Here is a 23,849-nt window from a genome sequence, read left to right on the forward strand (position 1 = left end):
CTGGAGTACGGGCTGGAGAGTGCGGAACCTTTCGGTTCCGCAAACATCACTTAATTAAGCTTTTTTACCGGCTTTTTTGTGGTGTTTTTTAGCGGACTGAGCTTTCTGCACTGGCGCTTTTTTGTGGTGTTTTTTAGCAGCCTGGGCTTTCTGAGCTGGCGCTTTTTTGTGGTGCTTTTTAGCGGCCTGAGCTTTCTGGGCTGGCGCTTTTTTGTGGTGCTTAGCTTTCTTGTGGTGCGTTGCTTTAGCTGGCGCTTTTTCAGCAGCAGCCGCTGGCGCAGCGGTAGTGGTGGTCGCAGCTGGCGCGGTGGTGGTAGCCGGAGCAGTAGCTGCAGTATCAGCAGCGAAAGCAACAGAAGACAGACCCATAGTGGCAGCAACGATCAGCGCTAATACTTTTTTCATCTTTAAATCCTCAGAGTGTTGTTTCGGTAAGCTCCGGTGGAGCCGTTGAAACAGATACTAGTGGAATCAAACGGCCGTTTCCGTGAGTGATTGGTTTCGCCGAGTAACCAAATGTACAACGTTTGTGAACGGCGCTTGTGAACCGAATCGGCAGATATATGCTGAAGGAATCCCCCCCTCGGCACAGGGTTCACTCACGCGATGAAAACTGCCTCGCTGAAGTACATGCCAGGCCGCCTCACCGGTCTGGCACTCGCCGGTCTGTTGCTGGCGCTGCTCTATCTGTTCGTGCGTCACTGGGCGGACTTCGTGCAGTATTGCATTACCTTCCAGATTTACATGCACCGCTATCTGGTGCTCTATCTGCTGCAGCAGCGCAACCAGCAATACAGCGGCGGGCTGATGCTGACGCTGGCCAGTTTCGCTTACGGCTTCCTGCACTCCATCGGCCCCTGCCACGGCAAGTTCGTCATCACCACTTATCTGGCCACCCACCGCGAACGGCTGAACGCCAGCCGGGCGATCACCCTGCTGGGCAGCCTGATGCAAGGCGTGGTCGCCATTGTGTTCGTGGTGGTGCTGGCGGTGGCGCTCAACCTGTCGATGGGCGATCTCAGCCTCAGCCGTTACTGGGTGGAAAAAGGCAGCGCGGTCTTCATCGCCGCCTTCGGCCTGATGGTGATCCTGCGCGCCGGCGGCTGGCGCTGGCGCCGCGCATCGCCGTGCTGCTCGGCGGCGTGATCCTGTTCGCGCTGGTGTTGTTCAATTCGGTGATCCCGGTCAGCGCCAACGGCGATTTTATCGCCGCCGGCTGCTAACGCCGGTGAAATCATCGTTTTTTTGCGTGATCGACCACACAAATCTCGGCATGGTCTACACTTAAAAGACATGTGTCGAAATGGAGAGCTGAATGTTTAAGAAAGCGGAAAGAACAGAACGCGATATCGATCAGGACGTCACTCTGTTGGCCGATACGCTGGATGAAGTGTTGCGTGAGTCCGGTGACAAGACCAAAGAGGAACTGAAAGAGCTGCACAGTAAGGCGAAAGGCGTACTGCGCGACGCCCGGGCGCGGTTCAATGGCTCTACCAGTCTGACACAGCATGCGCGCGACGCGGTCGATCAAGCCGACAGCTATGTGCGTGACAAACCTTGGCAGGGCGTAGGGATCGGTGCCGCCGTCGGCATCGTGCTCGGCGTGCTGCTGGCCCGGCGTTAACACCCCTGCAGTCATAAAGATAAAACAGATGTGCGTCTGGCCCGCGGAAATCGCGGGCCGTTTAATTTAGACGTTTGAACAGCTGCGCCAGCCCCTGCACCGCCCGCTCCGTCTCCTCTTGCCGAGTGAAATTGGCGAACCCCAGCAGTAACCCCTGCCCCGCCGGATGGTCGATTCGCCAGTCCGACAACGCCTGCGCCGCCAACGGCGTATCCGCCACCCCGTCACGCAGCCGGGCCAACAGTTGAATGCCGCCCTGTTGCGGCACCGCTGTCAGCCACGTCCCCAGTTGCCGTTCCAGCGCCTGCGTCAGCCACTCGCGCCGCTGGCGGTACAGCGGCCGCATGCGTTTCAGGTGGCGGTAGAAATGTCCTTGCCGGATAAAATCCGCCACGCCGGCCTGCAGCAGCGGCGGACAGCCGCAGCCACGTAGCCGGCTGCTGCGTGCAAAGGCCTCCGTCAGGTCGGCGGGCACCACCAGGTAAGCCATGCGCAGCGCCGGGAACAGCGTTTTGCTGAAGGTGCCGGCGTACAACACCCTCCCCTGAACATCGAGGCTTTTCAGCGGCGGCAATGGCCGCCCGTGATAGCGAAACTCGCTGTCGTAGTCATCTTCCAGGATCCAGGCTTCGCGCTGCTGCGCCCAGTCGAGCAGCGCCATGCGCCGCGCCAGGCTGAGCGTGACGCCGAGCGGGCTTTGATGGGTCGGCGTCACCACCGCCAGCCGCGCCTCAGGCGCCGTCAGCATACCGGCGGCCACGTCCATGCCTTGTTCATCCACCGGCACGGCGACCGGCCTGACACCGGCGGCCCGCAGCAGCGGGCGCGTAACCGGATAGCCGGGATCTTCGATCCATACCGCGTCGCCGGCGTGCAACAGCGTCTCCACCACCCAGTCCAACAGCGCCGGATAGCCAGCGCAGAGGAAAACCTGCTCCGGCCTGCAGCTGATACCGCGCGACAAATGCAGATAATGGGCGATCGCCTCACGCAGCTCTGGCAGGCCGCTGGCCGGCGGCAGCGCCAGGGAAGCCACCGTGGAACCGCGCAGCTGGCGGGCGACAATGCGCTGCCACAGCGCCCTTGGAAACGCGTCCAGCGCCGGCACGCCCAGCTGGAAGGGCTGCAGCATGCCCTGCGGCTGCAGCGGATCGGGCGCCATCGCCGCTAACGGCGGCGCAGCAGATACCGCACCCGGCGGCACGTGCGGCAGCTGCGGCGAGACATAGGTGCCCGCCTGCCCACGGCTCTGCAAGAAACCTTCGGCGATCAGCTGCGCGTAGGCGCTTTCCACCGTGGCGCGCGCCACGCCCAGATCGCTCGCCAACCCGCGCACCGAAGGTAACCGGCTGCCCGCCGCCAGGCTGCCCTGGGCGATGGCGTCTTTAATCCGCAGGTAAATCTGCCGGTACAGCGGTTCCGCAAGCCGGTTGTCCAGCCGCAGTGAGGTCAGGAAAGATGGCATCATGGCCCGGTTAAATAATCATTTTATGGCCCTATAGCATAGACCATAAGGCCGCTAAAGTAGCGCCATGATTTCGTTACTACCGATTGAGGTTGACCATGATTAAGCAACGTTTGAACTATGCCGAGCTGGCGCCCGCCCCGTACAAAAATATGGTAAGCGCGCTGATGGCGCTGGAGAAAGGTACCCTGGACAAGGCGACCATCGAGTTGATGTTTATGCGCGTTTCGCAGATCAACGGCTGCGCCTACTGCCTGGATATGCACGGCAAAGCGCTGCGCGAAAGCGGCTTCAGCCATGCCAAGCTGGATACGCTGGCGGGCTGGCGCGTCAGCCATGAGTTCAGCGAGCGCGAACGCGCCGCGCTGGAATGGGCCGAGTCGGTGACGCTGATCGCCGCCACCGGCGCACCGGACAGCGCTTTCGAGGCGCTGAAAGCGCACTTCAGCGATACCGAGATCGCCGATCTGACCTTCGCCATCAGCATCATGAACGCCTTCAATCGTCTGGCCGTCAGCATGCGTCAGTAATGCGCTCGATTCCCCCTCTTCACTGAGAGGGGGAATTTCTCACCCGCAAAAATTTTTTCCCTCGCCTTTTCCAGCCCCGACGCGGCCTGCACGCAAAACCTCACAAAACACCATATATAGCGTGGTTGATAAAACAAACATCAATATATAGTATTTTATGAGTCAGCCGCAGGGAATGTCGTTCGGTTGATAACGCCGTCAGAAACGCCAGGAACGATGCTCCGTTATCTGACTTGTCCGCCTTTCCTTCAGCCTAAAGGTAAATGCGAATCATGAGCATTATTATTTACAGTAAGCCGGACTGTGTCCAGTGCAACGCCACCTATCGTGCATTTGATAAACAGGGGATTGATTATCAGGTGATCGATCTCACCCAGGATCAGCAGGCGCTGAACCACGTTAAATCCTTAGGTTATCAGCAAGTTCCGGTGATTATCGCCGGTGACGATCACTGGTCCGGGTTCCGGCCGGACAAGATCGGCGCGCTGGCGCTCACCTGCTGAGGCCCGCCGATGAATCCGCTGGTCTATTTCTCCAGCAGCTCGGAGAACACCCATCGGTTCGTTGAGAAACTGGGCCTGCCGGCGATCCGCATTCCGATCGCCGGAGCCCGCAGCAAATTGCTGATGGAACAACCCTATATCTTGATCGTGCCCAGCTATGGCGGCGGCAGCGCCGTCGGCGCGGTGCCGATCCAGGTCATCCGCTTTCTCAACGTTCCGCAAAACCGTTCATACCTGCGCGGCGTCATCGCCGCCGGGAACACCAACTTCGGCGCAGCGTACGGCATCGCCGGCGACATCATCGCCAAAAAATGCCAGGTGCCTTTTTTGTACCGCTTCGAGCTGCTCGGCACCGCGCAAGACGTTGAAAACGTTCGACAGGGAGTAACCGCATTTTGGCAACGACAGAACTGACCAGGCCCGAGACGGGCGCGCTGGATTACCATTCGCTCAACGCGATGCTCAATCTTTACGATGCGGAAGGCCGGATCCAGTTCGATAAAGATCGGCTGGCGGCGCGGCACTACTTCCTGCAGCACGTCAACCAAAACACCGTGTTCTTCCATAACCTGGAGGAAAAGCTGCGCTATCTGGTGGAGGAAGGCTACTACGAGCCGCAGGTGCTGGCGCAGTACGAATTCCCGTTTATCAAGCAGCTGTTCCAGCAGGCCTACGCCAAAAAATTCCGCTTCGAGACCTTCCTCGGCGCCTTCAAGTACTACACCAGCTATACGCTGAAAACCTTCGACGGCAAACGCTATCTGGAGCGCTACGAAGATCGGGTATGCATGGTGGCGCTGCGGCTTGCGGCGGGCGACACCGGGCTGGCGCAGGATCTGGTGGAGGAGATGATTTCCGGCCGCTTCCAGCCGGCCACCCCAACCTTCCTCAACTGCGGCAAACGCCAGCGCGGCGAGCTGGTCTCCTGCTTCCTGCTGCGTATCGAAGACAATATGGAATCGATCGGGCGGGCGGTGAACTCCGCGCTGCAGCTGTCGAAACGCGGCGGCGGCGTGGCCTTCCTACTGAGCAATATTCGCGAGGTGGGCGCGCCAATCAAGCGCATCGAGAACCAGTCCTCGGGCGTCATTCCGATCATGAAAATGCTCGAAGACGCCTTCTCCTACGCCAACCAGCTCGGCGCGCGCCAGGGGGCCGGCGCGGTGTATCTCAACGCCCACCACCCGGACATTCTGCGTTTCCTCGACACCAAACGGGAAAACGCCGACGAGAAGATCCGCATCAAAACGCTGTCGCTGGGGGTGGTGATCCCGGATATCACCTTCGAGCTGGCGAAGAACAACGAAGAGATGTACCTGTTTTCGCCCTACGACGTCGAACGGGTGTATGGCGTGCCGTTTTCGGAGATTGCCGTCAGCGAGAAGTACCGCGAGATGGTGGACGACAAGCGCATCCGCAAGTCGCGCATCAACGCGCGCGAGTTCTTCCAGGTGCTGGCGGAGATCCAGTTCGAATCCGGCTACCCGTACGTGATGTTCGAGGACACGGTCAACCGGGAAAATCCGATCGCCGGGCGCATCAACATGAGCAACCTGTGTTCGGAGATCCTGCAGGTCAACCGCGCCAGCACGTATCACGAGGATCTGAGCTACGATCGCATCGGCAAGGACATCTCCTGCAACCTCGGCTCGCTGAACATCGCCAAAACCATGGACGCGCCGGACTTCGGCAAGGCGATCGAGATCGCGATCCGCGCGCTGACCGCGGTGGCCGACATGAGCGATATCCGCTCGGTGCCGTCGATCGCCGAGGGCAACCGCAGCGCCCGCGCCATCGGCCTGGGCCAGATGAACCTGCACGGTTACCTGGCGCGCGAGCGCATTTTCTACGGCTCGGAAGAAGGCATCGACTTCACCAACCTCTATTTCTATACCGTGGCCTATCACGCCATTCGCGCCTCGAACCGGCTGGCGATCGAGCGCGGCGGCGCCTTCGACGGTTTTGAACACTCCCGCTATGCCAGTGGCGAGTACTTCGACAAGTACACCGAACGCGACTGGCTGCCGCAGACCGAGCGGGTGCGCGAGCTGTTCGCCGCCGCCGGCATCGCCATTCCTGGCCGCGACGACTGGCGCGCGCTGCGCCAGTCGGTGATGCTGCACGGGCTGTACAATCAGAACCTGCAGGCGGTGCCGCCGACCGGTTCCATCTCGTACATCAACAACGCCACCTCCAGCATCCACCCGATCGTTTCGCGCATCGAGATCCGCAAGGAAGGCAAGATCGGCCGCGTTTACTACCCGGCGCCCTACATGACCAACGACAACCTGGCGTATTACCAGGATGCCTACGAGATTGGCCCGGAAAAGATCATCGATACCTACGCCGCCGCCACGCAGCACGTCGATCAGGGGCTGTCGCTGACGCTGTTCTTCCGCGATACGGCCACCACCCGCGATATCAACCGCGCGCAGATCTACGCCTGGCGCAAAGGCATCAAGACCATTTACTACATCCGCCTGCGCCAGATGGCGCTGGAAGGCACCGAGGTGCAGGGCTGCGTGTCCTGCTCGCTGTGAGGCAACTTATGACGACCCTAACATCGGCGCCGCTGGTACGCGCCATCAACTGGAACATCATCGAAGACGACAAGGATCTGGAGGTATGGAACCGCCTGACCTCCAACTTCTGGCTGCCGGAGAAGGTGCCGCTGTCCAACGATATCCCCTCCTGGGCCACGCTGACGCCGAAGGAGCAGCAGCTGACCATTCGGGTGTTTACCGGGCTGACGCTGCTGGACACCATCCAGAACACCGTCGGCGCGCCGGCCCTGATCGCCGATGCGCTGACGCCGCACGAAGAGGCGGTGTACTCCAACATCAGCTTTATGGAGGCGGTACACGCCCGCTCGTACAGCTCAATCTTCTCCACCCTGTGCCAAACGCCGGACGTGGACGACGCCTACCGCTGGAGCGAGGAAAACCGCGCGCTGCAGAAAAAGGCCGGCATCATTCTGGCCCACTACCGCAGCGACGATCCGCTGTTGAAGAAGGTTGCCAGCGTGTTCCTCGAGTCGTTCCTGTTCTATTCGGGCTTTTATCTGCCGATGTACTGGTCGAGCCGCGCCAAGCTGACCAACACCGCCGATCTGATCCGCCTGATCATTCGCGACGAGGCGGTGCACGGTTACTACATCGGCTATAAGTTCCAGAAAGGGCTGGAGAAAGTGGACGCCGCGCGGCGCCGGCAGGTGAAAAACTTTGCCTTCGACCTGATGCAGGATTTGTACGACAACGAGGTGCGTTACACCGAGGAGCTGTACGACGGCGTCGGGTGGACGGAAGACGTGAAGACCTTCCTGCACTACAACGCCAACAAGGCGCTGATGAATCTGGGGTATGAAGCGCTGTTCCCACCGGCGATGGCGGAGGTCAACCCGGCGATCTTATCGGCATTGTCGCCGAACGCCGATGAAAACCACGACTTCTTCTCCGGCTCCGGTTCGTCTTACGTCATCGGCAAGGCGGTCAACACCGAGGATGAGGACTGGGATTTCTGACGGCATGACAACGATACCGGTCTTTCAGGCCGGTATCGTGCATTCAATACCCTTGTTCTTTCTGACTACGGATCGCCAGAACAAACGCCGTATCGATATCAGGGATATATTTGTAGAGCGCCAAATAACCGCGAGCTTGCTGCCCAATAGTCAATTCACGCAGCCCTGCGCCAAGGGCTCGTCCGATCAATGGGTTATGTTCCAATACCGCAATCGCCTGGATGATTTCCTGAATGCGCCGCCCTGAATCCGCGGCACCATGCTGAGCCAAATGAGCGAGAATACGTTCGATATCATCCCTGACCTCTGGCGCCAACTCGACGTTTGCCATCAGCGCCCCAATTTTTTAACCGGAGGTTTAACAGCGTCAGTGTTACCCGCTGCGTAATTTTCCAAATAACCGCGCATCTCTTTCCAAGAGACAGTCTCTCCCGTCGCAATGATCTTGGCATAGCGTTTTTCCGCTTCATTCTCAAAGTCGCGGCGCAACTCTTCTTGCTGCGTTTTCTCCGCTATGGCCTGCAAAATAAAGCTGTGAGACGTCACGCCAGCCTGCTCGGCGACGGCGGCGACTCGGGCTTTAAGCTCATCTGGAATACGGATGGTCGTCGTCGACATAATCGCTCCCAACGTCGGTCAATCACATGTAGCTCAATAGTGCTACATGGAGTCTGGCAGCGCAATCGCAATAATGCTGGGGATTATTTCACCCACTGACGCAGCTCAAGCCGCCGCCAAATAGCGCGTTTCTCCGCGTCACTGGCGGTCGGCCAAGCGGCGATCTCCGCCCGCGTGCGCCGGCATCCGCGGCACTGCTGGGTTTCGTCGTCGATCCGGCACAGGCTGACGCAGGGCGACCTGACGCCGGGATGAAACTGCTGATTGTCGCCCGCCATAAATCGCCCTTGATGTGATGTGTGCCGCCACAGGATACCCGATCCTGCGGCGGCGCGTCGCCAATCAGATGATGCCGCCGTTGGCGCGCAGGGTTTGGCCGTTGATCCAGCCGCCGTCGGCCCCCGCGAGGAAGGCCACCGCCGCGGCGATATCTTCCGGCGTGCCCAGGCGCTCCAGCGGCGCCATCTTCGCCAGCCGCTCGATAAGCTCCGGGGTTTTACCGTCGAGGAACAGCCCGGTCGCGGTCGGCCCCGGCGCAACGGCGTTCACCGTGATATTGCGGCCGCGCAGCTCTTTTGCCAGCACGCTGGTCAGCGCCTCGATCGCCGCCTTGCTGGCGGCATACATGCCGTACCCCGGCTGCAGCAGCCCCACCACGCTGGAGGAGAAGTTGATGATGCGGCCGCTGTCGCGCAGGCGCTTCGCCGCCTCGCGCATCGTGTTGAAGCTGCCTTTCAGATTGATGTCGATCAGGCGATCCGCGTCTTCATCGCGCATGTCCGCCACCGGTGCCAGCACCATCACCCCGGCGTTGTTGACCAGCACGTCGACACCGCCAAACGCCTGTTCGGCGCTGTCGAACAATCGGGAAACCGCAGCCGCATCGCTGACGTCGGCTTTGGCGCCGAGCGCGCGGCCGCCCGCCAGTTCTATCTTGCGCACCAGTTCATCGGCCGGCACCGGGTTGCCTGAATAGTTGATGATGACGGTAAAACCGTCGGCGGCCAGACGCTCGGCAATGGCGGCGCCGATGCCGCGCGATGCGCCGGTGACGATGGCGACGCGTTGAGTGGCGTGCTGCATAAGTCTCTCCTCCTGGGTCAGTGAGTTGTCATCATGCACCTTTCGATACGACGAATAATCCCCTATTCTTCGTTATCACTATCCGAAATAAACGAACAATTATGGACAGAATCGACGCCATGCGCCTGTTCACCCGCGTGGTAGAACAACGTAGCTTTACCCAGGCGGCGCAGGATCTGAACCTGCCGCGCTCCACCGTGACCGACGCCATCAAACAGCTCGAAGCCCGGCTGCAGGTCAGGCTGCTGCAGCGCACCACCCGCCACGTCAGCCCGACGCTGGACGGCGAAGCCTACTATCAGCGCTGTCTGAGCATTCTGGCGGACATCGAAGAGGCGGAGATGGCGTTCGCCGGCGCCAAACCGCGCGGGCTGCTGCGCATCGAGGTGCACGGCACGCTGGCGCGCCATTTTCTGTTGCCCGACTTGCCTGATTTTTTGGCGCAATACCCGGATATTGAGCTCTATATGAGCGAAGGCGATCGGCTGGTGGACGCGCTGCGGGAAGGCATCGACTGCGTGGTGCGCGTCGGCAAACCGCGGGACAGCGACATGGTGGCGCGCCGCCTGGGCGAGCTGGAAGAGGTGACCTGTGCCGCCCCGGCCTACCTGCAGCGCTTCGGCACGCCGCAAAGCCTGGACGATCTGCGCCATCACCGCATGGTGGGCTTTCGCTCTTCGGCGACCGGTGCGCTGATGCCGCTGGCGTTCACAGTGGCGGGGCAAGCGCAGCCCATCACGCTGCCGGCGACGGTGTCGGTCAGCGCGGCGGAGAGCCTGGTCGCCGCCGCCCGCGCCGGGTTGGGCATCATTCAGGTGCCGCGCTATCACCTGCGTGGCGATCTGGCCGACGGCAGCCTGTTGCCGCTGCTGCCGGATTGGCCTTCTCCACCGATGCCGGTCTCGCTGCTTTATCCGCGCAACCGCCAGCTGTCGCCGCGGGTGCGCGTGTTTCTCGATTGGTTCAGCCGGGTATTCGCCGAGCGCAATCGGTAGTGACCGAGTGCGTTACAGCGCGCCGTAATTCAGCGGCACCCAGTTGTACCCTTCGCCCTGGCGGTTCAGGTAGCCCAACCCCGGGAACGACAGGTGCGCACCACCCACCAGCTCGCTCTGCCGCGCGCTGTCGCCGAACACCCGCAGCCGTTGAGCGACCGCCGCCTTAGCGTCGCTGTCAAAGCTGATAGCCACCTTCGGATGCGGCATCTGCACCGCCGCTACGTGGATCAGATCCCCCAGCAACAGCAGCTTTTTGCCCTGGCTCGTCACCTGATAGACGCTGTGGCCCGGCGTATGCCCGTGGGCGGCAAAGGCGGCGATGCCCGGCGAAAGCTCGCCGTCGCCGTTGAATGGCTTAAAGTGCCCGGCCGCCTGATAAGGCTTGATCGCCGCCTGGGCTCTTTCGAAGTTGCTTTTATTTTCCGCATTGGCCCTTTTCAGCTGGTCGGCGCTCAGCCAGAAGTCCGCGTCCTGGCTGGCGGCGCGCACCACCGCATTGGGGAATACCGCCTTGCCGTCGTGCGCCAGGCCGCCGAGGTGATCCGGGTGCATGTGGGTCAGGTAGATCTCATCCACCTGCTCCGGCTGGTAGCCCGCCGCGCGCAGGTTATCCACCAGCTTGCCCAGGCCGTCGCCCAGCAGCTGGCCGGCACCGCTGTCGATCATCACCAGCTTGTCGCCGGTATTGATCAGATAGGCATTGACCGAGGTGACCACCGGCAGGCTTTGATGCCGCTCGGCCAACCCGGCGGCGATCTGCTGCGGCGTGGTGTTCAGCAACAGCTTGTCCGCCGGCAGGCGAATGACGCCGTCGGACAACGCGGTCACTTCAACGCTGCCCAGCATGATGCGGTAAAATCCCGGCGTCGGGGTTTTGGCCTGCGGCGCGGCGGCCCCGGCCTGTAATGACATAACGGCCAGCGCCGCGCCCAGCAGACAACGTTTCCAGAACATGATGACTCCTTGCGAGAATTGGACAGCGCTAAGTATTGACGCAAAAGGCCCGATGCGCCTGTTTAATAAATGCCTTTGATAAATATATAAATAATATATTTATTATGAATAATTCTGTTTGCCGAGCCACACAACCCCAATCCATGTTTTCTCGCTCGCCACTTGGTTATTTTCCTTACTCCCTAAACCAAGAGTGAGGAAATATCATGAACTATCAATTCGAAAATCTGGTCTTTGAAGGCGGCGGCGTAAAAGGCATCGCCTATGGCGGCGCGCTGGAATTGCTGGAAGCCAAAGGCATCATGCCGCAGATCAAGCAAACCTCCGGCGCCTCGGCGGGCGCCATCGCCGCGCTGCTGGTCGGCCTGGGCTGCAGCTCGGCGGACGTCACCAAAATTCTGTCGGCGATGGATTTTAAAAAATTCCTCGATTATAACGGCGGCTTTTTCGGTACGCTCCAGGACGCCTACCGCCTGTTCAATCAATACGGCATCGCGCCCGGCGATTATTTCTATCAATGGTCGCGCGATATTATCAAGCAATATACCGGCAAGCCGGATATTACCTTCGAGCAGTTCGAAGCGATGAAGGCGACGAAAGGGTTCAAGTCGATTTACTTTATCGGCGCCAACCTCAACAGCGGCCAGCGCGAGGTCTATTCGCATCGCACCACGCCGCGCATGAACGTGGCGGACGGCCTGCGCATTTCGATGTCGTTCCCGTTCGCCTTCGTGGCCAAGAACAATACCCTGGGCGATCTGTGCATCGACGGCGGCATGATCGACAACTACCCGGTGCGGCTGTTCGACTATGACTTTTCCGCCACGCCGCCTTATATCGACAGTTCCAGCCAGCGCATCAACACCCGCACCCTGGGCCTTCGCCTGGACTCCGCCGGCGAAATCGCCCAGGCCGCCGGGCAGGCCGGCCCGCGCACGCCGGTCAACAACCTGTTTGACTTCACCCTGGCGGTGGCCAACGTGATGCTGGACATCCAAACCAAGGTGCACCTGGACAGCGACGACTGGAAGCGCACCGTGTATGTCGACACGCTCGACGTCGGCACGCTGGAGTTCGGCATCAGCGAGGAGAAGAAACGCGCGCTGATCGAATCCGGCCGCCGCGGCGTAGAGCGCTACTTCGCCTGGTACGACGCCGCCATGAAACAGGCAGCGTAACCGGTATTATCCCTGCCCGCGCGTACGGCCGGCACGCAGGCAAAAAAAATCCCCGCGGGGGCGGGGAAAGGCAAAGTAACGCTAAGGATTTATAGGAGTTATACGAAGAACTTGGCCAACACCAGCAGCGACAGCGAGACGTTGATAGCGCCCCCGATACGCGTCGCGATCTGGGCGAACGGCATCAGCGACATGCGGTTGCCAGCGGTGAGGATCGCGACGTCGCCGGTGCCGCCCTGCCCGCTCTGGCAACAGGAGACAATCGCCACGTCGATAGGGTGCATGCCGATTTTCTTGCCGACGAAGAAACCGGTCGCCACCAGCGCGCTGACAGTGGTGACGATCACGATCAGATTCTGTACGGTGAACGCGTCCACCAGCTCCTGCCACGGCGTGATGGCCACGCCGACCGCGAACAGGATCGGATAAGTCACGGCGGTGCGGAAGAATTTGTACACCACCTGCGAACCTTCCTGAATGCGCGGCGACACCCCGTGCGCCAGCTTCACCGCCACGGCGGCGAACAGCATGCCCACCGGCGCCGGCAGACCGATCAGACGGTGCAGCAGCATGCCTACCATATACAGCAGGATGGCCAGCAGTGCGCCGCAGGCGATGGTGCTGACGTCCACCTTGCCGCTGATTTTTTCCACCGCGTTCATGTCGCTGTCGCCCTGCTTGCTCGGCATCAGGCTGCCTTCGCCGGTCAGGTGCGGATAACGCTTGCCCAGTTGGTTGAGCAGGCCGGCGATGACGATGGCAGTCAGGCTGCCGAGCATCACGATCGGCAGAATGCGCCCCAACGCCACGCCCTGCTCCATGTGCAGGATCGCCGCGTAACCCATCGACAGCGGGATCGCCCCTTCACCCACGCCGCCGGCCATGATCGGCAGGATCAGGAAGAAGAAGATCTGGAACGGCTCCAGGCCCAGCGCCATGCCGACGCCCATCCCCACCAGCATGCCGACGATCTCGCCGCACAGCATCGGAATGAAGATGCGCAGGAAGCCCTGGATCAGCACCTGGCGGTTCATGCTCATGATGCTGCCGACGATGATGCAACAGATGTAGAGATAAAGAATGTTGGTCGATTTGTAGAACTTGGTGGTCGACTCCACCACCACGTCCGGCAGCAGGCCGTAGTGCACCAGCGCGGAAGGAATGAAAGTGGCGCAGATCGCCGCCGCGCCCATTTTGCCGATCAGCGGCAGGCGCTTGCCGAATTCGCCGCAGGCGAAACCGAAGAACGCCAGGGTGGCCACCATCACCACGATATCGCTCGGCAATTTGCCTTCCAGGCAGTCGAGCAGAATCAATACGCCGGCCAGAATAAAGAACGGTAACGGAATAATCCCTACTTTATAATTGTCCAGTATCCGCCACCATTTCTCACGCAGAGGAATATCGGCGGCCTTGCCTTTGGCTACGAGGTAAGAATCATCTGTTGTGCTCATAATCTGGCCTCTTATTAGTTTGTTCAGCCATCATAGAGAAGCGCACGGATTATCTGCTGTGATTATGTTCAAAGTTAAAAAGGGTTTTTAATGGTGGTTATGGTTTCTATGGGGTTAATTAAGATTATGTAAAAACCGGCGTGGTTTTAATGGTGTTAATACCGCTTTTATTTTAAAGCTTATCAACTTTATCGCAGACGAACAATTCTCGTCCGGTTCACTCTAATCCCGTGTGAGGGATCACAAGTTGATCGGGCGCAATATTACAGACCCCGCTTCTCGTGATAGGGTAAGGCTTCAGGATCTCTTTACGGTGAAGCACCGCCATGCGCCTCAAACTCTCATTTCAAATCAAGCTGTTTCTGTGCCTGGTGGCCTTCTCCTGCCTGCTGCTGACCTGTATCGGCGCCTATACCTATTACCAGCTGGATGCGCAGCTGCACCGCGATCTCGGCGCCCGCGCCCAGGTACAGGCGCGGGAAATCGCCCTCATTCCTTCGCTGGTCGACGCAGTGGAGAACAACGACGCCGTCCGGATCGCCGCGCTGATGAAAAAAATCCGCGCCAGCAGCGACGCCAGTTATATCGTCATCGGCGATAATCATGCCCGCCACCTTTATCATTCCGAATATGAAGGCCGCCTGGGCACGCCGATGATCGGCGGCGATAATAAAGAGGTGCTGGAAGGAAAAAGTATTATTTCCATTCGCAAGGGCGGCATTGGCGTTTCATTGCGCAGCAAGGCGCCGATCGTGGATGAAAATAATCGCGTGATCGGCATCGTTTCCGTCGGCTATTTGAAATCGCATATCGATAATTTAAATGCCAGGACGTTGACGCAAATTATCGGCTCCATCGTCCTGCTGCTGATCGCCCTGTTCGTCTTTTCCTGGCTGCTGTCGAAAAACCTCAAGCGCCAGATGTTCTGGCTGGAGCCGAAAGAGATCGCGCTGCTGGTTCGCCAGCAAAAAGCGCTGCTGGAAGCCATCTATGAAGGGGTGATCGCCATCGATCCGCAGATGCGGATCATCACCATCAACCATGCGGCGCGCGAGCTGCTGGATCTGCACCAGCCCGCCGCCGGCTTGCTGGGCCGGCCGATCGGCGACGTGATCCAGGCGCAGCCGAACTTCTTCGCCGCCGCGCAGCTGGGCCAGGATACGCATGACGAGGTGTGCCGCTTTAACCACGTGCGGGTGATCGCCAGCCGGGTGCGCATCATGCAGGAACAGGAACTGCAAGGCTGGGTGATCAGTTTCCGCGACAAGAACGATATCAATACCCTGAGCAGCCAGCTCAGCCAGGTGAAACGCTATGCCGACAACCTGCGCATCATGCGCCACGAGCAGCTGAACTGGACCGCGACGCTGGCCGGGCTGCTGCATATGCAGCGCTACGACGAGGCTATCCGCTACGTGGAGGCCCAGTCGGAGGGCGCACAGGAAATCCTCGATTTCATCTCGCAGCGCTTCAGCTCGGCGGCGCTGTGCGGCCTGCTGCTGGGCAAATACTCCAGCGCCAGAGAAAAAGGCATTGAGCTGCGCTTCGATCCGGCCTGCCAGCTGCGGCAGATCCCGGCGGCGCTGAATGAGACCGAACTGATGTCGATCGTCGGTAACCTGTTGGATAATGCCGTGGAGGCGACGCTGCACTGCCCGGCCCCGCACGAAGCGATCGAGCTTTATATCAGCGACGGCAGCGACGAGCTGGTGATCGAGGTGGCGGATCGCGGCACCGGCATCGCCGAGGAGATTCGTGATACGCTGTTTGAACAGGGCGTGACCACCAAAGCGGATAAAAGCGACCACGGCATCGGCCTGCATCTGGTCGCCAGCCACGTGGCGCAGGCGCACGGCAGCATAGAAGTGTCGGACAACGAGCCGCACGGCGCGATATTCTCTATATTTATCCCTAAATAAAACCCATAACCCGATTTTTTTTGAGCACCCGATTATGTCACACCAAACACTGGACGTTCTGATCGTGGAAGACGAGCCGCAACTGGCGACGCTGCACGCGGAGTTCATCGAGAAAAATTTCAACCTGCGGGTGGTGGCTTACGCCGCCACGCTGGCCGAAGCGCGGGCCAAAGCCAATGCGCATCAGCCGCGGCTGATCCTGCTGGATAACTTTCTGCTGGACGGCCAGGGCATCGAGCTGATGGAAGAACCGGCGGTGAAGAACCCCGCCTGCTCGGTGATCTTCATCACCGCCGCCAGCGACATGCATACCTGCAGCCAGGCGATCCGCAACGGCGCCTTCGACTACATCATCAAGCCGGTATCCTACAAGCGGCTGCGCAACTCGCTCGAGCGCTTCATGCAGTTCGTGCAGACCCAGCGCACCTTCAAAATCATCGATCAGGACAATGTCGATGCGCTGTACAACCTGCAGTCGAAGCAGTTCTCCAGCGAGCCGAGCGCCAAAGGCATAGAAACCAACACGCTGGAGCTGGTGCAGGCGCTGTTTATCGCCCAGCCGGCGGTGGCGCATGCGGTGGAAGACGTGGTCGAACAGGTCGGCATCAGCAAAACCACCGCTCGCCGTTATCTGGAATATTGCGTCGCCACCCAGTTCGTGCGGGTGGAGATGCTGTACGGCAATATCGGCCACCCGCGGCGGCTGTATCGCAAGGCCTGAGGCTGCCATCTGGCTGTCATATTACGGCGGTAACATAGCGCCCGACGATATCCCCCTCGATATCGGCACCTGTCGTTAAAACTGATGAAATACTGATGACTTTTGCCCGACCTCTGGTCGGGTTTTTTATTATCCAAACGGCAAGCGCAGAAGCGAAATATCCTCCTGCTTCACGCCGCGTTATTTCCCCCAAAACCAATCCATTATGGCGAATAACGGCCGTCAATTTTGAGTCACGGGCCAAATTACCATAACTAATTAAAACCTTGATGTAAACCACTAATACCCCATTTAAACGACATTCAGGGTTGTCTCAGATATTCACTGTGTTAGGGTAAAAAGCTCTTTTATTTTGCTAAGGACAGCTCATGTCGTTTTAATTAAACCAGAGGAAACAGCAAATTGCATGGCAATTAAACTCGAAGTAAAGAACCTGTATAAGATATTTGGCGAACACCCGGAACGCGCATTCAAACTGCTGGATAAAGGTCTGACAAAAGATCGGCTGTTTGAAAAAACCGGCTTATCGCTCGGCGTAAAAGACGCCACTCTGGCCATTGAAGAAGGCGAGATATTTGTCATCATGGGGCTCTCCGGTTCCGGCAAGTCCACCCTGGTACGCCTTCTCAATCGTCTGATAGAACCCACCCGCGGTCAGGTGCTGATCGACGGTGAGGACATCGCCAAAATATCCGACACCGCGCTGCGTACCGTGCGGCGAAATAAGATCAGCATGGTATTTCAGTCATTCGCGCTGATGCCGCACATGAATGTCCTGAATAATACCGCCTTCGGTATGGAATTAGCCGGCATACCGCTGCAGGAGCGCCAGGAAAAAGCGCTGGACGCCCTGCGTCAGGTCGGGCTGGAGAATTATGCGCTGTCTTATCCGGATGAATTATCCGGCGGTATGCGCCAGCGCGTGGGATTAGCCCGCGCCCTGGCCAATAACCCGGATATATTATTGATGGACGAGGCCTTCTCGGCGCTCGATCCGTTAATTCGTACCGAAATGCAGGATGAGCTGGTGAAATTACAGGCCCAGCATCAACGCACCATCGTGTTTATTTCCCACGATCTGGACGAAGCGATGCGCATCGGCGATCGCATCGCCATCATGCAGGGCGGTGAGGTGATCCAGGTCGGTACGCCGGACGAGATCCTGAATAACCCGGCCAACGACTATGTACGCACCTTCTTCCGCGGCGTGGACATCAGTCATGTGTTCAGCGCCAAGGATATCGCCCAACGGCGCCCGGTGACGCTGATCCGCAAAACCCCCGGTTTTGGCCCCCGTTCGGCGCTGCAGCTGCTGCGCGATGAGGACCGGGACTATGGTTATGTTGTTGAACGCGGGAAGAAATTTATCGGCGTAGTGTCGATAGAGTCGCTGAAAAAGGCGCTGTCCGCCAATCAAACGCTGGACGATGCCCTGCTCGAGGCCCCCGCCGCCGTGCCGGCCGACACGCCGCTCAGCGATCTGATCTCCCTGGTCGCCCAGGCGCCGTGCGCGGTGCCGGTGGTGTGCGAAGAACATAACTATCTCGGCATCATCTCCAAGGCCATGCTGCTGCAGGCGTTGGACAAGGAGGGCTCCGCCAATGAGTGATACCACGCAAACCCAAGATCCCTGGGCTACCGCACCGGTCGATGCCGGCGCCGCACCCGCAAACGATGCCACCGCCAACGCCGGCGACGCCTGGTCCAGCGCGCCGCCGCCGGCCGCCCATGACGCCGCCGCGTCAGGCGCCGATTGGCTCAGCGGCGCCCCGGCGCAGCCGGAGCACTTCAGCCTGCTCGATCCGTTCCACAAAGCCTGGGTGCCGTTCGATGCCTGGGTTACGCAAGGCATCGACTGGCTGGTGCTGCACTTCCGCCCGCTGTTCCAGGGTATCCGCGTGCCGGTGGACATGATCCTGAGCGGCTTCCAGCAATTGCTGCTGGGCATGCCGGCGCCGATCGCCATTTTGGTGTTCTCGCTGCTCGCCTGGCAGGTCTCGGGGCTCGGCATGGGCGCCGCCACGCTGCTCTCCCTGGTCGCCATCGGCGCCATCGGTGCCTGGTCGCAGGCGATGGTCACGCTGGCGCTGGTGCTGACCGCGCTGTTCTTCTGCATTCTTATCGGCCTGCCGCTCGGCATCTGGCTGGCACGCAGCAAGCATGCCGCCAAGGTGATTAGACCGCTGCTCGACGCCATGCAGACCACCCCGGCCTTCGTCTATCTGGTGCCGATCGTCATGCTGTTCGGCATCGGCAACGTGCCGGGCGTGGTGGTGACCATCATCTTCGCGCTGCCGCCGATCGTGCGCCTGACCATTCTGGGCATCAAGCAGGTGCCGGAGGATCTGATCGAGGCCGCCGAATCCTTCGGCGCCAGCCCGCGTCAGCTGCTGTTCAAGGTGCAGCTGCCGCTGGCGATGCCGACCATCATGGCCGGCGTTAACCAGACGCTGATGTTGGCGCTGTCGATGGTCGTCATTGCCTCGATGATCGCCGTCGGCGGCTTGGGCCAGATGGTGCTGCGCGGCATCGGCCGGCTGGACATGGGCCTGGCCGCCGTCGGCGGCGTCGGCATCGTGATCCTGGCGATCATTCTCGATCGCCTCACCCAATCGCTGGGGCGCGATCGCCGCAGCAAAGGCATCGGCCGCTGGTATCGCCGCGGCCCCATCGGGCTGCTGACTCGCCCGTTCATCAAACAAGCCTGACGCTTTTCCCGCCGGCGGCTGCGGCCCCGGCGGGCTATGACACCACCACATCGAAAAAAGGGGAAACACTATGCGCACTATGGGCATCTGGGCTCTCGCCCTGACGACGCTGATTGGCTCACAGAGCGTGAGCGCGGCAGATTTACCCGGCAAGGGGATCGCGGTACAGCCGGTGCAAAGCACCATTTCCGAAGAGACGTTCCAGACGCTGCTGGTCAGCAAGGCGCTGGAAAAATTGGGTTACGACGTGAAGGAACCGCGTGAAGTGGATTACAACGTCGCCTACACCTCGATCGCCTCCGGCGACGCGACCTTTATCGCGGTCAACTGGGATCCGCTGCACGCCGATCAGTACAAGGCCGCCGGCGGCGACGCCAAGTTCTACCGCGAAGGCGTCTACGTCAACGGCGCCGCGCAGGGCTACCTGATCGACAAGAAAACCGCCGAGCAGTACCACATCACCAACGTCGAGCAGCTGAAAGATCCCAAGATCGCCAAGCTGTTCGACACCAACGGCGACGGCAAGGCCGATCTGACCGGCTGCACTCCGGGCTGGGGCTGCGAAGCGGTGATTAACCACCACATCAAGGCCTACGGCCTGAGCAATACCGTCGAACACAATCAGGGCAACTACGCGGCGATGATCGCCGACACCATCACCCGCTACAAAGAGGGCAAACCGGTGCTGTATTACACCTGGACGCCGTACTGGGTCAGCGATGTGATGGTGCCGGGGCGCGACGTGGTCTGGCTGCAGGTGCCATTCTCCTCCCTGCCGGGCGAGCAGAAGAACGTCGACACCACGCTGCCTAACGGCGCCAACTACGGATTCCCGGTCAACACCATGCGCATCGCCGCCAACAAGCAGTGGGCCGAAGCCAATCCGGCGGCCGCCAAGCTGTTCGCCATCATGAAGCTGCCGATCGCCGACATCAACGCGCAAAACCTGCGCATGCATGAAGGCCAGGCTTCGGAAGCCGACATCCAGAACCACGTCAACGGCTGGATCAAGGCGCACCAGGCCACCTTCGACGGCTGGGTGAAAACCGCCGCCGAAGCGGCGAAGCCGTAACCGTTCAGGGGCGCCGCCAGTGCCGCGCCCCTACCCCGCCATATCGATGCCGCTGAAATGCAAAAAGCGCTCGGCGATAGTCGACATGGGCTGCGGCCAAATGCAATACACCTGGCGCCGCGGCCCGTCTTCAATCGGAATCGACACCAGCGCGCTCAAGCGTTGCGCGGTCGAGATCGGTACGATGCCCGCCGCCAGCCCGCGCCGCACCAAATTCTCCAGCCATTCGATATGATCGATTTCAAAACTGACGTGCCGACGGATGCCCGCCGCCTGAAAGGCGCGATCGGTTTGGCGCCGCGCGCCGGTGCCGCTGTAGAAATCCACCAGCGGCACTTCCGCGAGCGCCTGCAGGTTCACCCGCTCGCGGCCGGCCAGCGGATGCTGCGGCGCCACCAGCGCCACCAGCGGCTCATCGGCCAACTGCCGGTGCGACATCGGCAGCAGATCGGCATCGCCCGGCCAGATGCCGACGAACGCCATATCGCATTTTTGCTGGCGTACGTCCTCCAGCAGCGCTTCGCTCATGCCGACGTACAGGCGGATATTCACCGCCGGATAGTGGCGGTGAAACTTGTCGAGCCTTTCGGTCAGAGCCATCACGTTTATCGTTGAAATGGTGCCGATGGTCAGGGTGCCGGACACCGCGCCGTCGGCCGCCGTCACCTCCTCCACCAGCGCCTGCTGCGCCGCCAGCAGGCGCTGCGCAGGGGCCACGAAAGCCTGGCCGGCGGGGGTCAACCGTACCCGACGCGAAGTGCGTTCAAACAGCGTACAGCCCAGCTCTTCTTCCAGTTTGGCGATCTGGTGGCTCAGCGCCGACTGCACCGTATGGCAGCGCTGCGCCGCCCGGGTAAAGTTCAGCTCTTCCGCCACCGCCAGCGCATAGCGGATCTGTTTCAGGTTCATGGCATCTATCTTGAAATGAGATAAATAAAATGAAAATTATACATTGGTTTCCCGGCGTGCGTTGCCGGATACTGCGCGCCATCTTCTTCCCGTGATGAAAAAACCATGAGCCAACAAAACGCCCACCCGGGCCTCAGCCCGGCGCTGACCGTGCTGATCGCCATCGCTACCGGTCTGGCGGTCGCCAGCAACTATTACGCGCAGCCGCTGCTGGAAACCATCGCCACCGGTTTCAACCTGTCGGTCAATCAGGCCGGCTTTATCGTTACCGCCGCGCAGCTCGGTTACGCCACCGGGCTGCTGCTGCTGGTGCCGCTCGGCGATATGTTCGAGCGCCGCGGGCTGATCGTGTTCATGACGCTGCTGGCCGCCGGGGGCATGCTGATCACCGCCACCTCCGCCACGCTACCGATGATGATCCTCGGCACCGCGCTTACCGGGCTGTTCTCGGTGGTAGCGCAGATCCTGGTGCCGCTGGCCGCCACGCTGGCCCACCCGGAAAAGCGCGGCAAGACCGTCGGCATCATCATGAGCGGCCTGCTGCTCGGCATCCTGCTGGCGCGCACCGTCGCGGGCGCGCTGGCGTCGTTCGGCGGCTGGCGCACCATCTACTGGGTCGCCAGCGTGCTGATGATCCTGATGGCGCTGATCCTGTGGCGCGCGCTGCCGCGCTATAAGCAACACTCCGGGCTGAACTATCCGCAGCTGCTGGCCTCGATCTTCAGCCTGTTCTGCCGCACGCCGCTGCTGCGCACCCGCGCCATCCTCGGCGCCCTGTCGTTCGCCAACTTCAGCGTGCTCTGGACCTCCATGGCCTTTCTGCTCGCCGCGCCGCCGTTCAACTATTCCGAAGGGGTGATCGGGCTGTTCGGCCTGGTGGGCGCCGCCGGGGCGCTGGCCGCTTCACGTGCCGGGCATCTGGCAGACAAGGGCAAAGCCGGATTGACCACCACCGTCGGCCTGGTGCTGCTGCTGCTGTCCTGGATACCTATCGCGTTCGCCAAACAATCGCTGTGGGCGCTGATCGCCGGCATCCTGATCCTCGATCTGGCGGTGCAGGCGGTACACGTCACCAACCAGAGCGTGATGTACCGCATCATGCCGGACGCGCGCAACCGCCTGACCGCCGGCTACATGACCAGCTACTTTATCGGCGGCGCCCTCGGCTCACTGCTCTCCGCCTCGGCCTATCAGCATGCCGGCTGGTACGGCGTGGCCGCCGCCGGCGGGGTGTTATGCCTGCTCAACCTGCTGACCTGGTGGCTCGGCAAGCACCACGATCCGCAGGGGCCGGCGACAATCTGATTATCGTGCAAATAGTCACTTAAGAAATTTATTAGCGGTGCAGGGTATAAACATTACTTACTCTCTGGTAATGTTCTGGACATAAACTATTGAAGTCCTATCTACCCTGCGACCCACAACCATGCAAAGCCAAGCTGCAGACAGCCTCAATCCGCCCGCCGTCAGCGCCACCTTCGCCAACGGCGTCGTCGACAGTTTGCCGATCGTCATCGGGTATGTCCCGGTGGCGTTCGCCTTCGGCCTCAGCGCCGTCAAACTGGGCTTTTCCCCGCTGGAAAGCATTTTTTTCTCCTGCATCATCTACGCCGGCGCCAGCCAGTTCGTGATCACCGCCCTGCTGAGCGCCGGGATGTCGCTGTGGGTCTCCGCGTTGACGGTGATGGCGATGGATGTGCGCCACCTGCTGTACGGCCCGGCGCTGCGCCACCGCATCGTCTCGCGCATGTCGCCCGGTAAAACGGCGATGTGGGCCTTTGGCCTGACCGATGAGGTCTTCGCCGCCGCTACCGCCAGGCTGATGCGCAATAACCGCAGCTGGAGCGAAAACTGGATGCTGGGCATCGCGCTCTGTTCCTGGCTTTCCTGGGTGGCCGGCACCGCGCTCGGCGCGCTGTTCGGCAACGGCCCGCTGGAGCAGTTCCCGGTGATCGAAGCCTCGCTGGCCTTCATGCTACCGGCGCTGTTTCTCAGTTTCCTGCTGGCCGCCTTCCGGCGCCCGCAGAGCCTGACCATTGCTGCCGCATTGGCCGGCGCGCTGCTCGGCGTGGTGCTGTTCTCCATCCCGGTCGCCATTTTGGCCGGCATCGGCGCCGGCTGCGTCGCCGCCCTGTTCCAGCCCGCCCCTGCGGAGGCCAACCATGAACACTGATGTGCTGGTGATCGGCCTGGTGGTGGGCTGCGCCAATTACCTGTTCCGTTATCTGCCGCTGCGGCTGGCGCCGGCGCGCGCCCAGCCCGGCCTCAAGCGCGGTAAAGCCGCCCTGTTGCTCGACAGCATCGGCATCGCCTCGATCTGCGCCCTGCTGGTGGTCTCCAGCACGCCGGTCGTCATGCGCGAGCCGGCCAAGCTGCTGCCGACGTTGGTGGGGTTCGCCGCGCTGGCGTTGTGCTTCTACCGCAGCAAAAGCATCATTCTGTCGACGCTGCTCGGCGCGACGACCTTTGGCGTCACATTAAAGCTGTTAATGCTTTTCGGTCTGGGCTGACGCCGCTCCCGATCGTTTGGCTTCACTTTGGCGTTTTCATGCGCCACATCTTTACAAACACTGACAAATGACACGAATTGCTA

Annotated in this window: 27 protein-coding genes; 17 read left to right on the forward strand and 10 right to left on the reverse strand. The window is 60.5% G+C overall.

The features are described from left to right. Positions 1–54: 54 nt before the first annotated feature. Positions 55–405, reverse strand: a complete 351-nt coding sequence (asr, locus tag HMPREF3138_RS24640; RefSeq protein WP_070559437.1) for an acid resistance repetitive basic protein Asr — start codon at positions 403–405, stop codon at positions 55–57. Positions 406–606: 201 nt separating this feature from the next. Here asr and HMPREF3138_RS24645 point away from each other — a divergent pair, with 201 nt between their 5' ends. Further along, complete coding sequence (locus HMPREF3138_RS24645; RefSeq protein ID WP_050572032.1) at positions 607–1,146, forward strand: nickel/cobalt transporter; 540 nt, start codon at positions 607–609, stop codon at positions 1,144–1,146. Between the two features lie 169 nt (positions 1,147–1,315). Continuing rightward, entirely contained in the window at positions 1,316–1,624 is a 309-nt protein-coding gene (locus HMPREF3138_RS24650) for an ElaB/YgaM/YqjD family protein (protein ID WP_004928950.1), read from the forward strand. 61 nt (positions 1,625–1,685) lie between these two features. On the opposite strand, the gene HMPREF3138_RS24655 is transcribed toward HMPREF3138_RS24650, so the two are convergent. Next, complete coding sequence (locus tag HMPREF3138_RS24655) at positions 1,686–3,092, reverse strand: MocR-like pyridoxine biosynthesis transcription factor PdxR (protein ID WP_038872800.1); 1,407 nt, start codon at positions 3,090–3,092, stop codon at positions 1,686–1,688. 95 nt (positions 3,093–3,187) lie between these two features. Here HMPREF3138_RS24655 and HMPREF3138_RS24660 point away from each other — a divergent pair, with 95 nt between their 5' ends. The 5 genes from HMPREF3138_RS24660 (at position 3,188) to nrdF (ending at position 7,642) form a co-directional block, all read left to right on the forward strand. Further along, the gene (locus HMPREF3138_RS24660; protein ID WP_038872802.1) at positions 3,188–3,619 is read left to right on the forward strand and encodes a carboxymuconolactone decarboxylase family protein; all 432 of its coding nucleotides are present in this window, start codon (positions 3,188–3,190) and stop codon (positions 3,617–3,619) included. A 272-nt stretch (positions 3,620–3,891) separates the two neighbouring features. Continuing rightward, positions 3,892–4,122, forward strand: coding sequence for a glutaredoxin-like protein NrdH (gene nrdH, locus HMPREF3138_RS24665; RefSeq protein WP_004928934.1), 231 nt, complete (start codon positions 3,892–3,894; stop codon positions 4,120–4,122). Between the two features lie 9 nt (positions 4,123–4,131). Continuing rightward, positions 4,132–4,536, forward strand: coding sequence for a class Ib ribonucleoside-diphosphate reductase assembly flavoprotein NrdI (nrdI, locus tag HMPREF3138_RS24670; RefSeq protein ID WP_015378865.1), 405 nt, complete (start codon positions 4,132–4,134; stop codon positions 4,534–4,536). Further along, entirely contained in the window at positions 4,518–6,662 is a 2,145-nt protein-coding gene (gene nrdE / locus HMPREF3138_RS24675) for a class 1b ribonucleoside-diphosphate reductase subunit alpha (protein WP_071605302.1), read from the forward strand. Before nrdI ends, nrdE begins: the two co-directional genes overlap by 19 nt. 8 nt (positions 6,663–6,670) lie before the next feature. Further along, positions 6,671–7,642 (forward strand): class 1b ribonucleoside-diphosphate reductase subunit beta, encoded by a 972-nt coding sequence (nrdF, locus tag HMPREF3138_RS24680; RefSeq protein WP_038872807.1) that lies wholly within the window; start codon positions 6,671–6,673, stop codon positions 7,640–7,642. Between the two features lie 43 nt (positions 7,643–7,685). On the opposite strand, the gene HMPREF3138_RS24685 is transcribed toward nrdF, so the two are convergent. The 4 genes from HMPREF3138_RS24685 to HMPREF3138_RS24700 all read right to left on the reverse strand — a co-directional run bounded on the left by HMPREF3138_RS24685 (position 7,686) and on the right by HMPREF3138_RS24700 (position 9,343). Then, complete coding sequence (locus HMPREF3138_RS24685; RefSeq protein ID WP_038872809.1) at positions 7,686–7,973, reverse strand: type II toxin-antitoxin system RelE/ParE family toxin; 288 nt, start codon at positions 7,971–7,973, stop codon at positions 7,686–7,688. After that, positions 7,973–8,260, reverse strand: a complete 288-nt coding sequence (locus HMPREF3138_RS24690; protein WP_038872812.1) for a CopG family ribbon-helix-helix protein — start codon at positions 8,258–8,260, stop codon at positions 7,973–7,975. Before HMPREF3138_RS24690 ends, HMPREF3138_RS24685 begins: the two co-directional genes overlap by 1 nt. 83 nt (positions 8,261–8,343) lie before the next feature. Then, positions 8,344–8,538 carry a DUF1289 domain-containing protein gene (locus HMPREF3138_RS24695; RefSeq protein ID WP_038872815.1) on the reverse strand — a complete coding sequence of 65 codons (195 nt, stop codon included), beginning with the start codon at positions 8,536–8,538 and terminating at the stop codon, positions 8,344–8,346. A gap of 64 nt (positions 8,539–8,602) precedes the next feature. Then, a complete protein-coding gene (locus HMPREF3138_RS24700) occupies positions 8,603–9,343 on the reverse strand; it encodes an SDR family oxidoreductase (RefSeq protein ID WP_038872817.1) in 741 nt (246 codons plus the stop codon). Between the two features lie 101 nt (positions 9,344–9,444). Here HMPREF3138_RS24700 and HMPREF3138_RS24705 point away from each other — a divergent pair, with 101 nt between their 5' ends. Continuing rightward, positions 9,445–10,338, forward strand: a complete 894-nt coding sequence (locus tag HMPREF3138_RS24705; protein ID WP_038872820.1) for a LysR family transcriptional regulator — start codon at positions 9,445–9,447, stop codon at positions 10,336–10,338. 12 nt (positions 10,339–10,350) lie between these two features. Here the strand turns inward: HMPREF3138_RS24705 and HMPREF3138_RS24710 are convergent, their stop codons facing one another. Next, positions 10,351–11,295 carry an MBL fold metallo-hydrolase gene (locus tag HMPREF3138_RS24710; RefSeq protein ID WP_038872823.1) on the reverse strand — a complete coding sequence of 315 codons (945 nt, stop codon included), beginning with the start codon at positions 11,293–11,295 and terminating at the stop codon, positions 10,351–10,353. A gap of 206 nt (positions 11,296–11,501) precedes the next feature. Here HMPREF3138_RS24710 and HMPREF3138_RS24715 point away from each other — a divergent pair, with 206 nt between their 5' ends. Continuing rightward, complete coding sequence (locus HMPREF3138_RS24715) at positions 11,502–12,473, forward strand: patatin-like phospholipase family protein (RefSeq protein ID WP_070559439.1); 972 nt, start codon at positions 11,502–11,504, stop codon at positions 12,471–12,473. Positions 12,474–12,571: 98 nt separating this feature from the next. On the opposite strand, the gene HMPREF3138_RS24720 is transcribed toward HMPREF3138_RS24715, so the two are convergent. After that, complete coding sequence (locus tag HMPREF3138_RS24720; RefSeq protein WP_038872830.1) at positions 12,572–13,927, reverse strand: 2-hydroxycarboxylate transporter family protein; 1,356 nt, start codon at positions 13,925–13,927, stop codon at positions 12,572–12,574. A 326-nt stretch (positions 13,928–14,253) separates the two neighbouring features. On the opposite strand from HMPREF3138_RS24720, the gene HMPREF3138_RS24725 reads away from it, so the two are divergent. Both HMPREF3138_RS24725 and HMPREF3138_RS24730 read left to right on the forward strand, forming a co-directional pair. Continuing rightward, positions 14,254–15,846 (forward strand): ATP-binding protein, encoded by a 1,593-nt coding sequence (locus HMPREF3138_RS24725; RefSeq protein WP_038872834.1) that lies wholly within the window; start codon positions 14,254–14,256, stop codon positions 15,844–15,846. A gap of 34 nt (positions 15,847–15,880) precedes the next feature. Next, positions 15,881–16,567, forward strand: coding sequence for a response regulator (locus tag HMPREF3138_RS24730; RefSeq protein ID WP_038872837.1), 687 nt, complete (start codon positions 15,881–15,883; stop codon positions 16,565–16,567). Between the two features lie 16 nt (positions 16,568–16,583). On the opposite strand, the gene HMPREF3138_RS26585 is transcribed toward HMPREF3138_RS24730, so the two are convergent. After that, a complete protein-coding gene (locus tag HMPREF3138_RS26585; protein ID WP_134267924.1) occupies positions 16,584–16,847 on the reverse strand; it encodes a hypothetical protein in 264 nt (87 codons plus the stop codon). 126 nt (positions 16,848–16,973) lie between these two features. Here HMPREF3138_RS26585 and proV point away from each other — a divergent pair, with 126 nt between their 5' ends. From proV to proX, 3 genes are all read left to right on the forward strand, one after another. After that, a complete protein-coding gene (proV, locus tag HMPREF3138_RS24735) occupies positions 16,974–18,176 on the forward strand; it encodes a glycine betaine/L-proline ABC transporter ATP-binding protein ProV (protein WP_038872840.1) in 1,203 nt (400 codons plus the stop codon). Further along, on the forward strand, positions 18,169–19,275 hold the full coding sequence (gene proW, locus HMPREF3138_RS24740; RefSeq protein WP_038872842.1) for a glycine betaine/L-proline ABC transporter permease ProW: 1,107 nt from the start codon (positions 18,169–18,171) through the stop codon (positions 19,273–19,275). The genes proV and proW overlap by 8 nt, the downstream gene beginning before the upstream one ends. Before the next feature lie 70 nt (positions 19,276–19,345). Continuing rightward, positions 19,346–20,347, forward strand: a complete 1,002-nt coding sequence (gene proX, locus HMPREF3138_RS24745) for a glycine betaine/L-proline ABC transporter substrate-binding protein ProX (protein ID WP_038872844.1) — start codon at positions 19,346–19,348, stop codon at positions 20,345–20,347. 30 nt (positions 20,348–20,377) lie between these two features. Here the strand turns inward: proX and HMPREF3138_RS24750 are convergent, their stop codons facing one another. After that, positions 20,378–21,256: a LysR family transcriptional regulator gene (locus HMPREF3138_RS24750; protein WP_038872847.1), complete on the reverse strand. Its 879-nt coding sequence runs from the start codon at positions 21,254–21,256 to the stop codon at positions 20,378–20,380. Positions 21,257–21,361: 105 nt separating this feature from the next. Between HMPREF3138_RS24750 and HMPREF3138_RS24755 the strand changes: the two genes are divergently transcribed. From HMPREF3138_RS24755 to ygaH, 3 genes are all read left to right on the forward strand, one after another. After that, entirely contained in the window at positions 21,362–22,561 is a 1,200-nt protein-coding gene (locus tag HMPREF3138_RS24755) for an MFS transporter (RefSeq protein WP_033632267.1), read from the forward strand. Between the two features lie 121 nt (positions 22,562–22,682). Continuing rightward, positions 22,683–23,429 carry an AzlC family ABC transporter permease gene (locus tag HMPREF3138_RS24760; protein WP_038872849.1) on the forward strand — a complete coding sequence of 249 codons (747 nt, stop codon included), beginning with the start codon at positions 22,683–22,685 and terminating at the stop codon, positions 23,427–23,429. Next, the gene (ygaH, locus tag HMPREF3138_RS24765) at positions 23,419–23,766 is read left to right on the forward strand and encodes an L-valine transporter subunit YgaH (RefSeq protein ID WP_038872852.1); all 348 of its coding nucleotides are present in this window, start codon (positions 23,419–23,421) and stop codon (positions 23,764–23,766) included. Before HMPREF3138_RS24760 ends, ygaH begins: the two co-directional genes overlap by 11 nt. Positions 23,767–23,849: the final 83 nt, after the last annotated feature.

It is taken from the genome of Serratia sp. HMSC15F11 (assembly GCF_001808215.1).
Taxonomy (GTDB): domain Bacteria; phylum Pseudomonadota; class Gammaproteobacteria; order Enterobacterales; family Enterobacteriaceae; genus Serratia; species Serratia nevei.

Bases quoted from the DNA above. Each gene is read 5' to 3' on its own strand.
- asr (WP_070559437.1), bottom strand. From the start codon at position 405: ATGAAAAAAGTATTAGCGCTGATCGTTGCTGCCACTATGGGTCTGTCT.
- HMPREF3138_RS24645 (WP_050572032.1), top strand. From the start codon at position 607: ATGAAAACTGCCTCGCTGAAGTACATGCCAGGCCGCCTCACCGGTCTG.
- HMPREF3138_RS24650 (WP_004928950.1), top strand. From the start codon at position 1,316: ATGTTTAAGAAAGCGGAAAGAACAGAACGCGATATCGATCAGGACGTC.
- HMPREF3138_RS24655 (WP_038872800.1), bottom strand. From the start codon at position 3,092: ATGATGCCATCTTTCCTGACCTCACTGCGGCTGGACAACCGGCTTGCG.
- HMPREF3138_RS24660 (WP_038872802.1), top strand. From the start codon at position 3,188: ATGATTAAGCAACGTTTGAACTATGCCGAGCTGGCGCCCGCCCCGTAC.
- nrdH (WP_004928934.1), top strand. From the start codon at position 3,892: ATGAGCATTATTATTTACAGTAAGCCGGACTGTGTCCAGTGCAACGCC.
- nrdI (WP_015378865.1), top strand. From the start codon at position 4,132: ATGAATCCGCTGGTCTATTTCTCCAGCAGCTCGGAGAACACCCATCGG.
- nrdF (WP_038872807.1), top strand. From the start codon at position 6,671: ATGACGACCCTAACATCGGCGCCGCTGGTACGCGCCATCAACTGGAAC.
- HMPREF3138_RS24685 (WP_038872809.1), bottom strand. From the start codon at position 7,973: ATGGCAAACGTCGAGTTGGCGCCAGAGGTCAGGGATGATATCGAACGT.
- HMPREF3138_RS24690 (WP_038872812.1), bottom strand. From the start codon at position 8,260: ATGTCGACGACGACCATCCGTATTCCAGATGAGCTTAAAGCCCGAGTC.
- HMPREF3138_RS24695 (WP_038872815.1), bottom strand. From the start codon at position 8,538: ATGGCGGGCGACAATCAGCAGTTTCATCCCGGCGTCAGGTCGCCCTGC.
- HMPREF3138_RS24700 (WP_038872817.1), bottom strand. From the start codon at position 9,343: ATGCAGCACGCCACTCAACGCGTCGCCATCGTCACCGGCGCATCGCGC.
- HMPREF3138_RS24705 (WP_038872820.1), top strand. From the start codon at position 9,445: ATGGACAGAATCGACGCCATGCGCCTGTTCACCCGCGTGGTAGAACAA.
- HMPREF3138_RS24710 (WP_038872823.1), bottom strand. From the start codon at position 11,295: ATGTTCTGGAAACGTTGTCTGCTGGGCGCGGCGCTGGCCGTTATGTCA.
- HMPREF3138_RS24715 (WP_070559439.1), top strand. From the start codon at position 11,502: ATGAACTATCAATTCGAAAATCTGGTCTTTGAAGGCGGCGGCGTAAAA.
- HMPREF3138_RS24720 (WP_038872830.1), bottom strand. From the start codon at position 13,927: ATGAGCACAACAGATGATTCTTACCTCGTAGCCAAAGGCAAGGCCGCC.
- HMPREF3138_RS24725 (WP_038872834.1), top strand. From the start codon at position 14,254: ATGCGCCTCAAACTCTCATTTCAAATCAAGCTGTTTCTGTGCCTGGTG.
- HMPREF3138_RS24730 (WP_038872837.1), top strand. From the start codon at position 15,881: ATGTCACACCAAACACTGGACGTTCTGATCGTGGAAGACGAGCCGCAA.
- proV (WP_038872840.1), top strand. From the start codon at position 16,974: ATGGCAATTAAACTCGAAGTAAAGAACCTGTATAAGATATTTGGCGAA.
- proW (WP_038872842.1), top strand. From the start codon at position 18,169: ATGAGTGATACCACGCAAACCCAAGATCCCTGGGCTACCGCACCGGTC.
- proX (WP_038872844.1), top strand. From the start codon at position 19,346: ATGCGCACTATGGGCATCTGGGCTCTCGCCCTGACGACGCTGATTGGC.
- HMPREF3138_RS24750 (WP_038872847.1), bottom strand. From the start codon at position 21,256: ATGAACCTGAAACAGATCCGCTATGCGCTGGCGGTGGCGGAAGAGCTG.
- HMPREF3138_RS24755 (WP_033632267.1), top strand. From the start codon at position 21,362: ATGAGCCAACAAAACGCCCACCCGGGCCTCAGCCCGGCGCTGACCGTG.
- HMPREF3138_RS24760 (WP_038872849.1), top strand. From the start codon at position 22,683: ATGCAAAGCCAAGCTGCAGACAGCCTCAATCCGCCCGCCGTCAGCGCC.
- ygaH (WP_038872852.1), top strand. From the start codon at position 23,419: ATGAACACTGATGTGCTGGTGATCGGCCTGGTGGTGGGCTGCGCCAAT.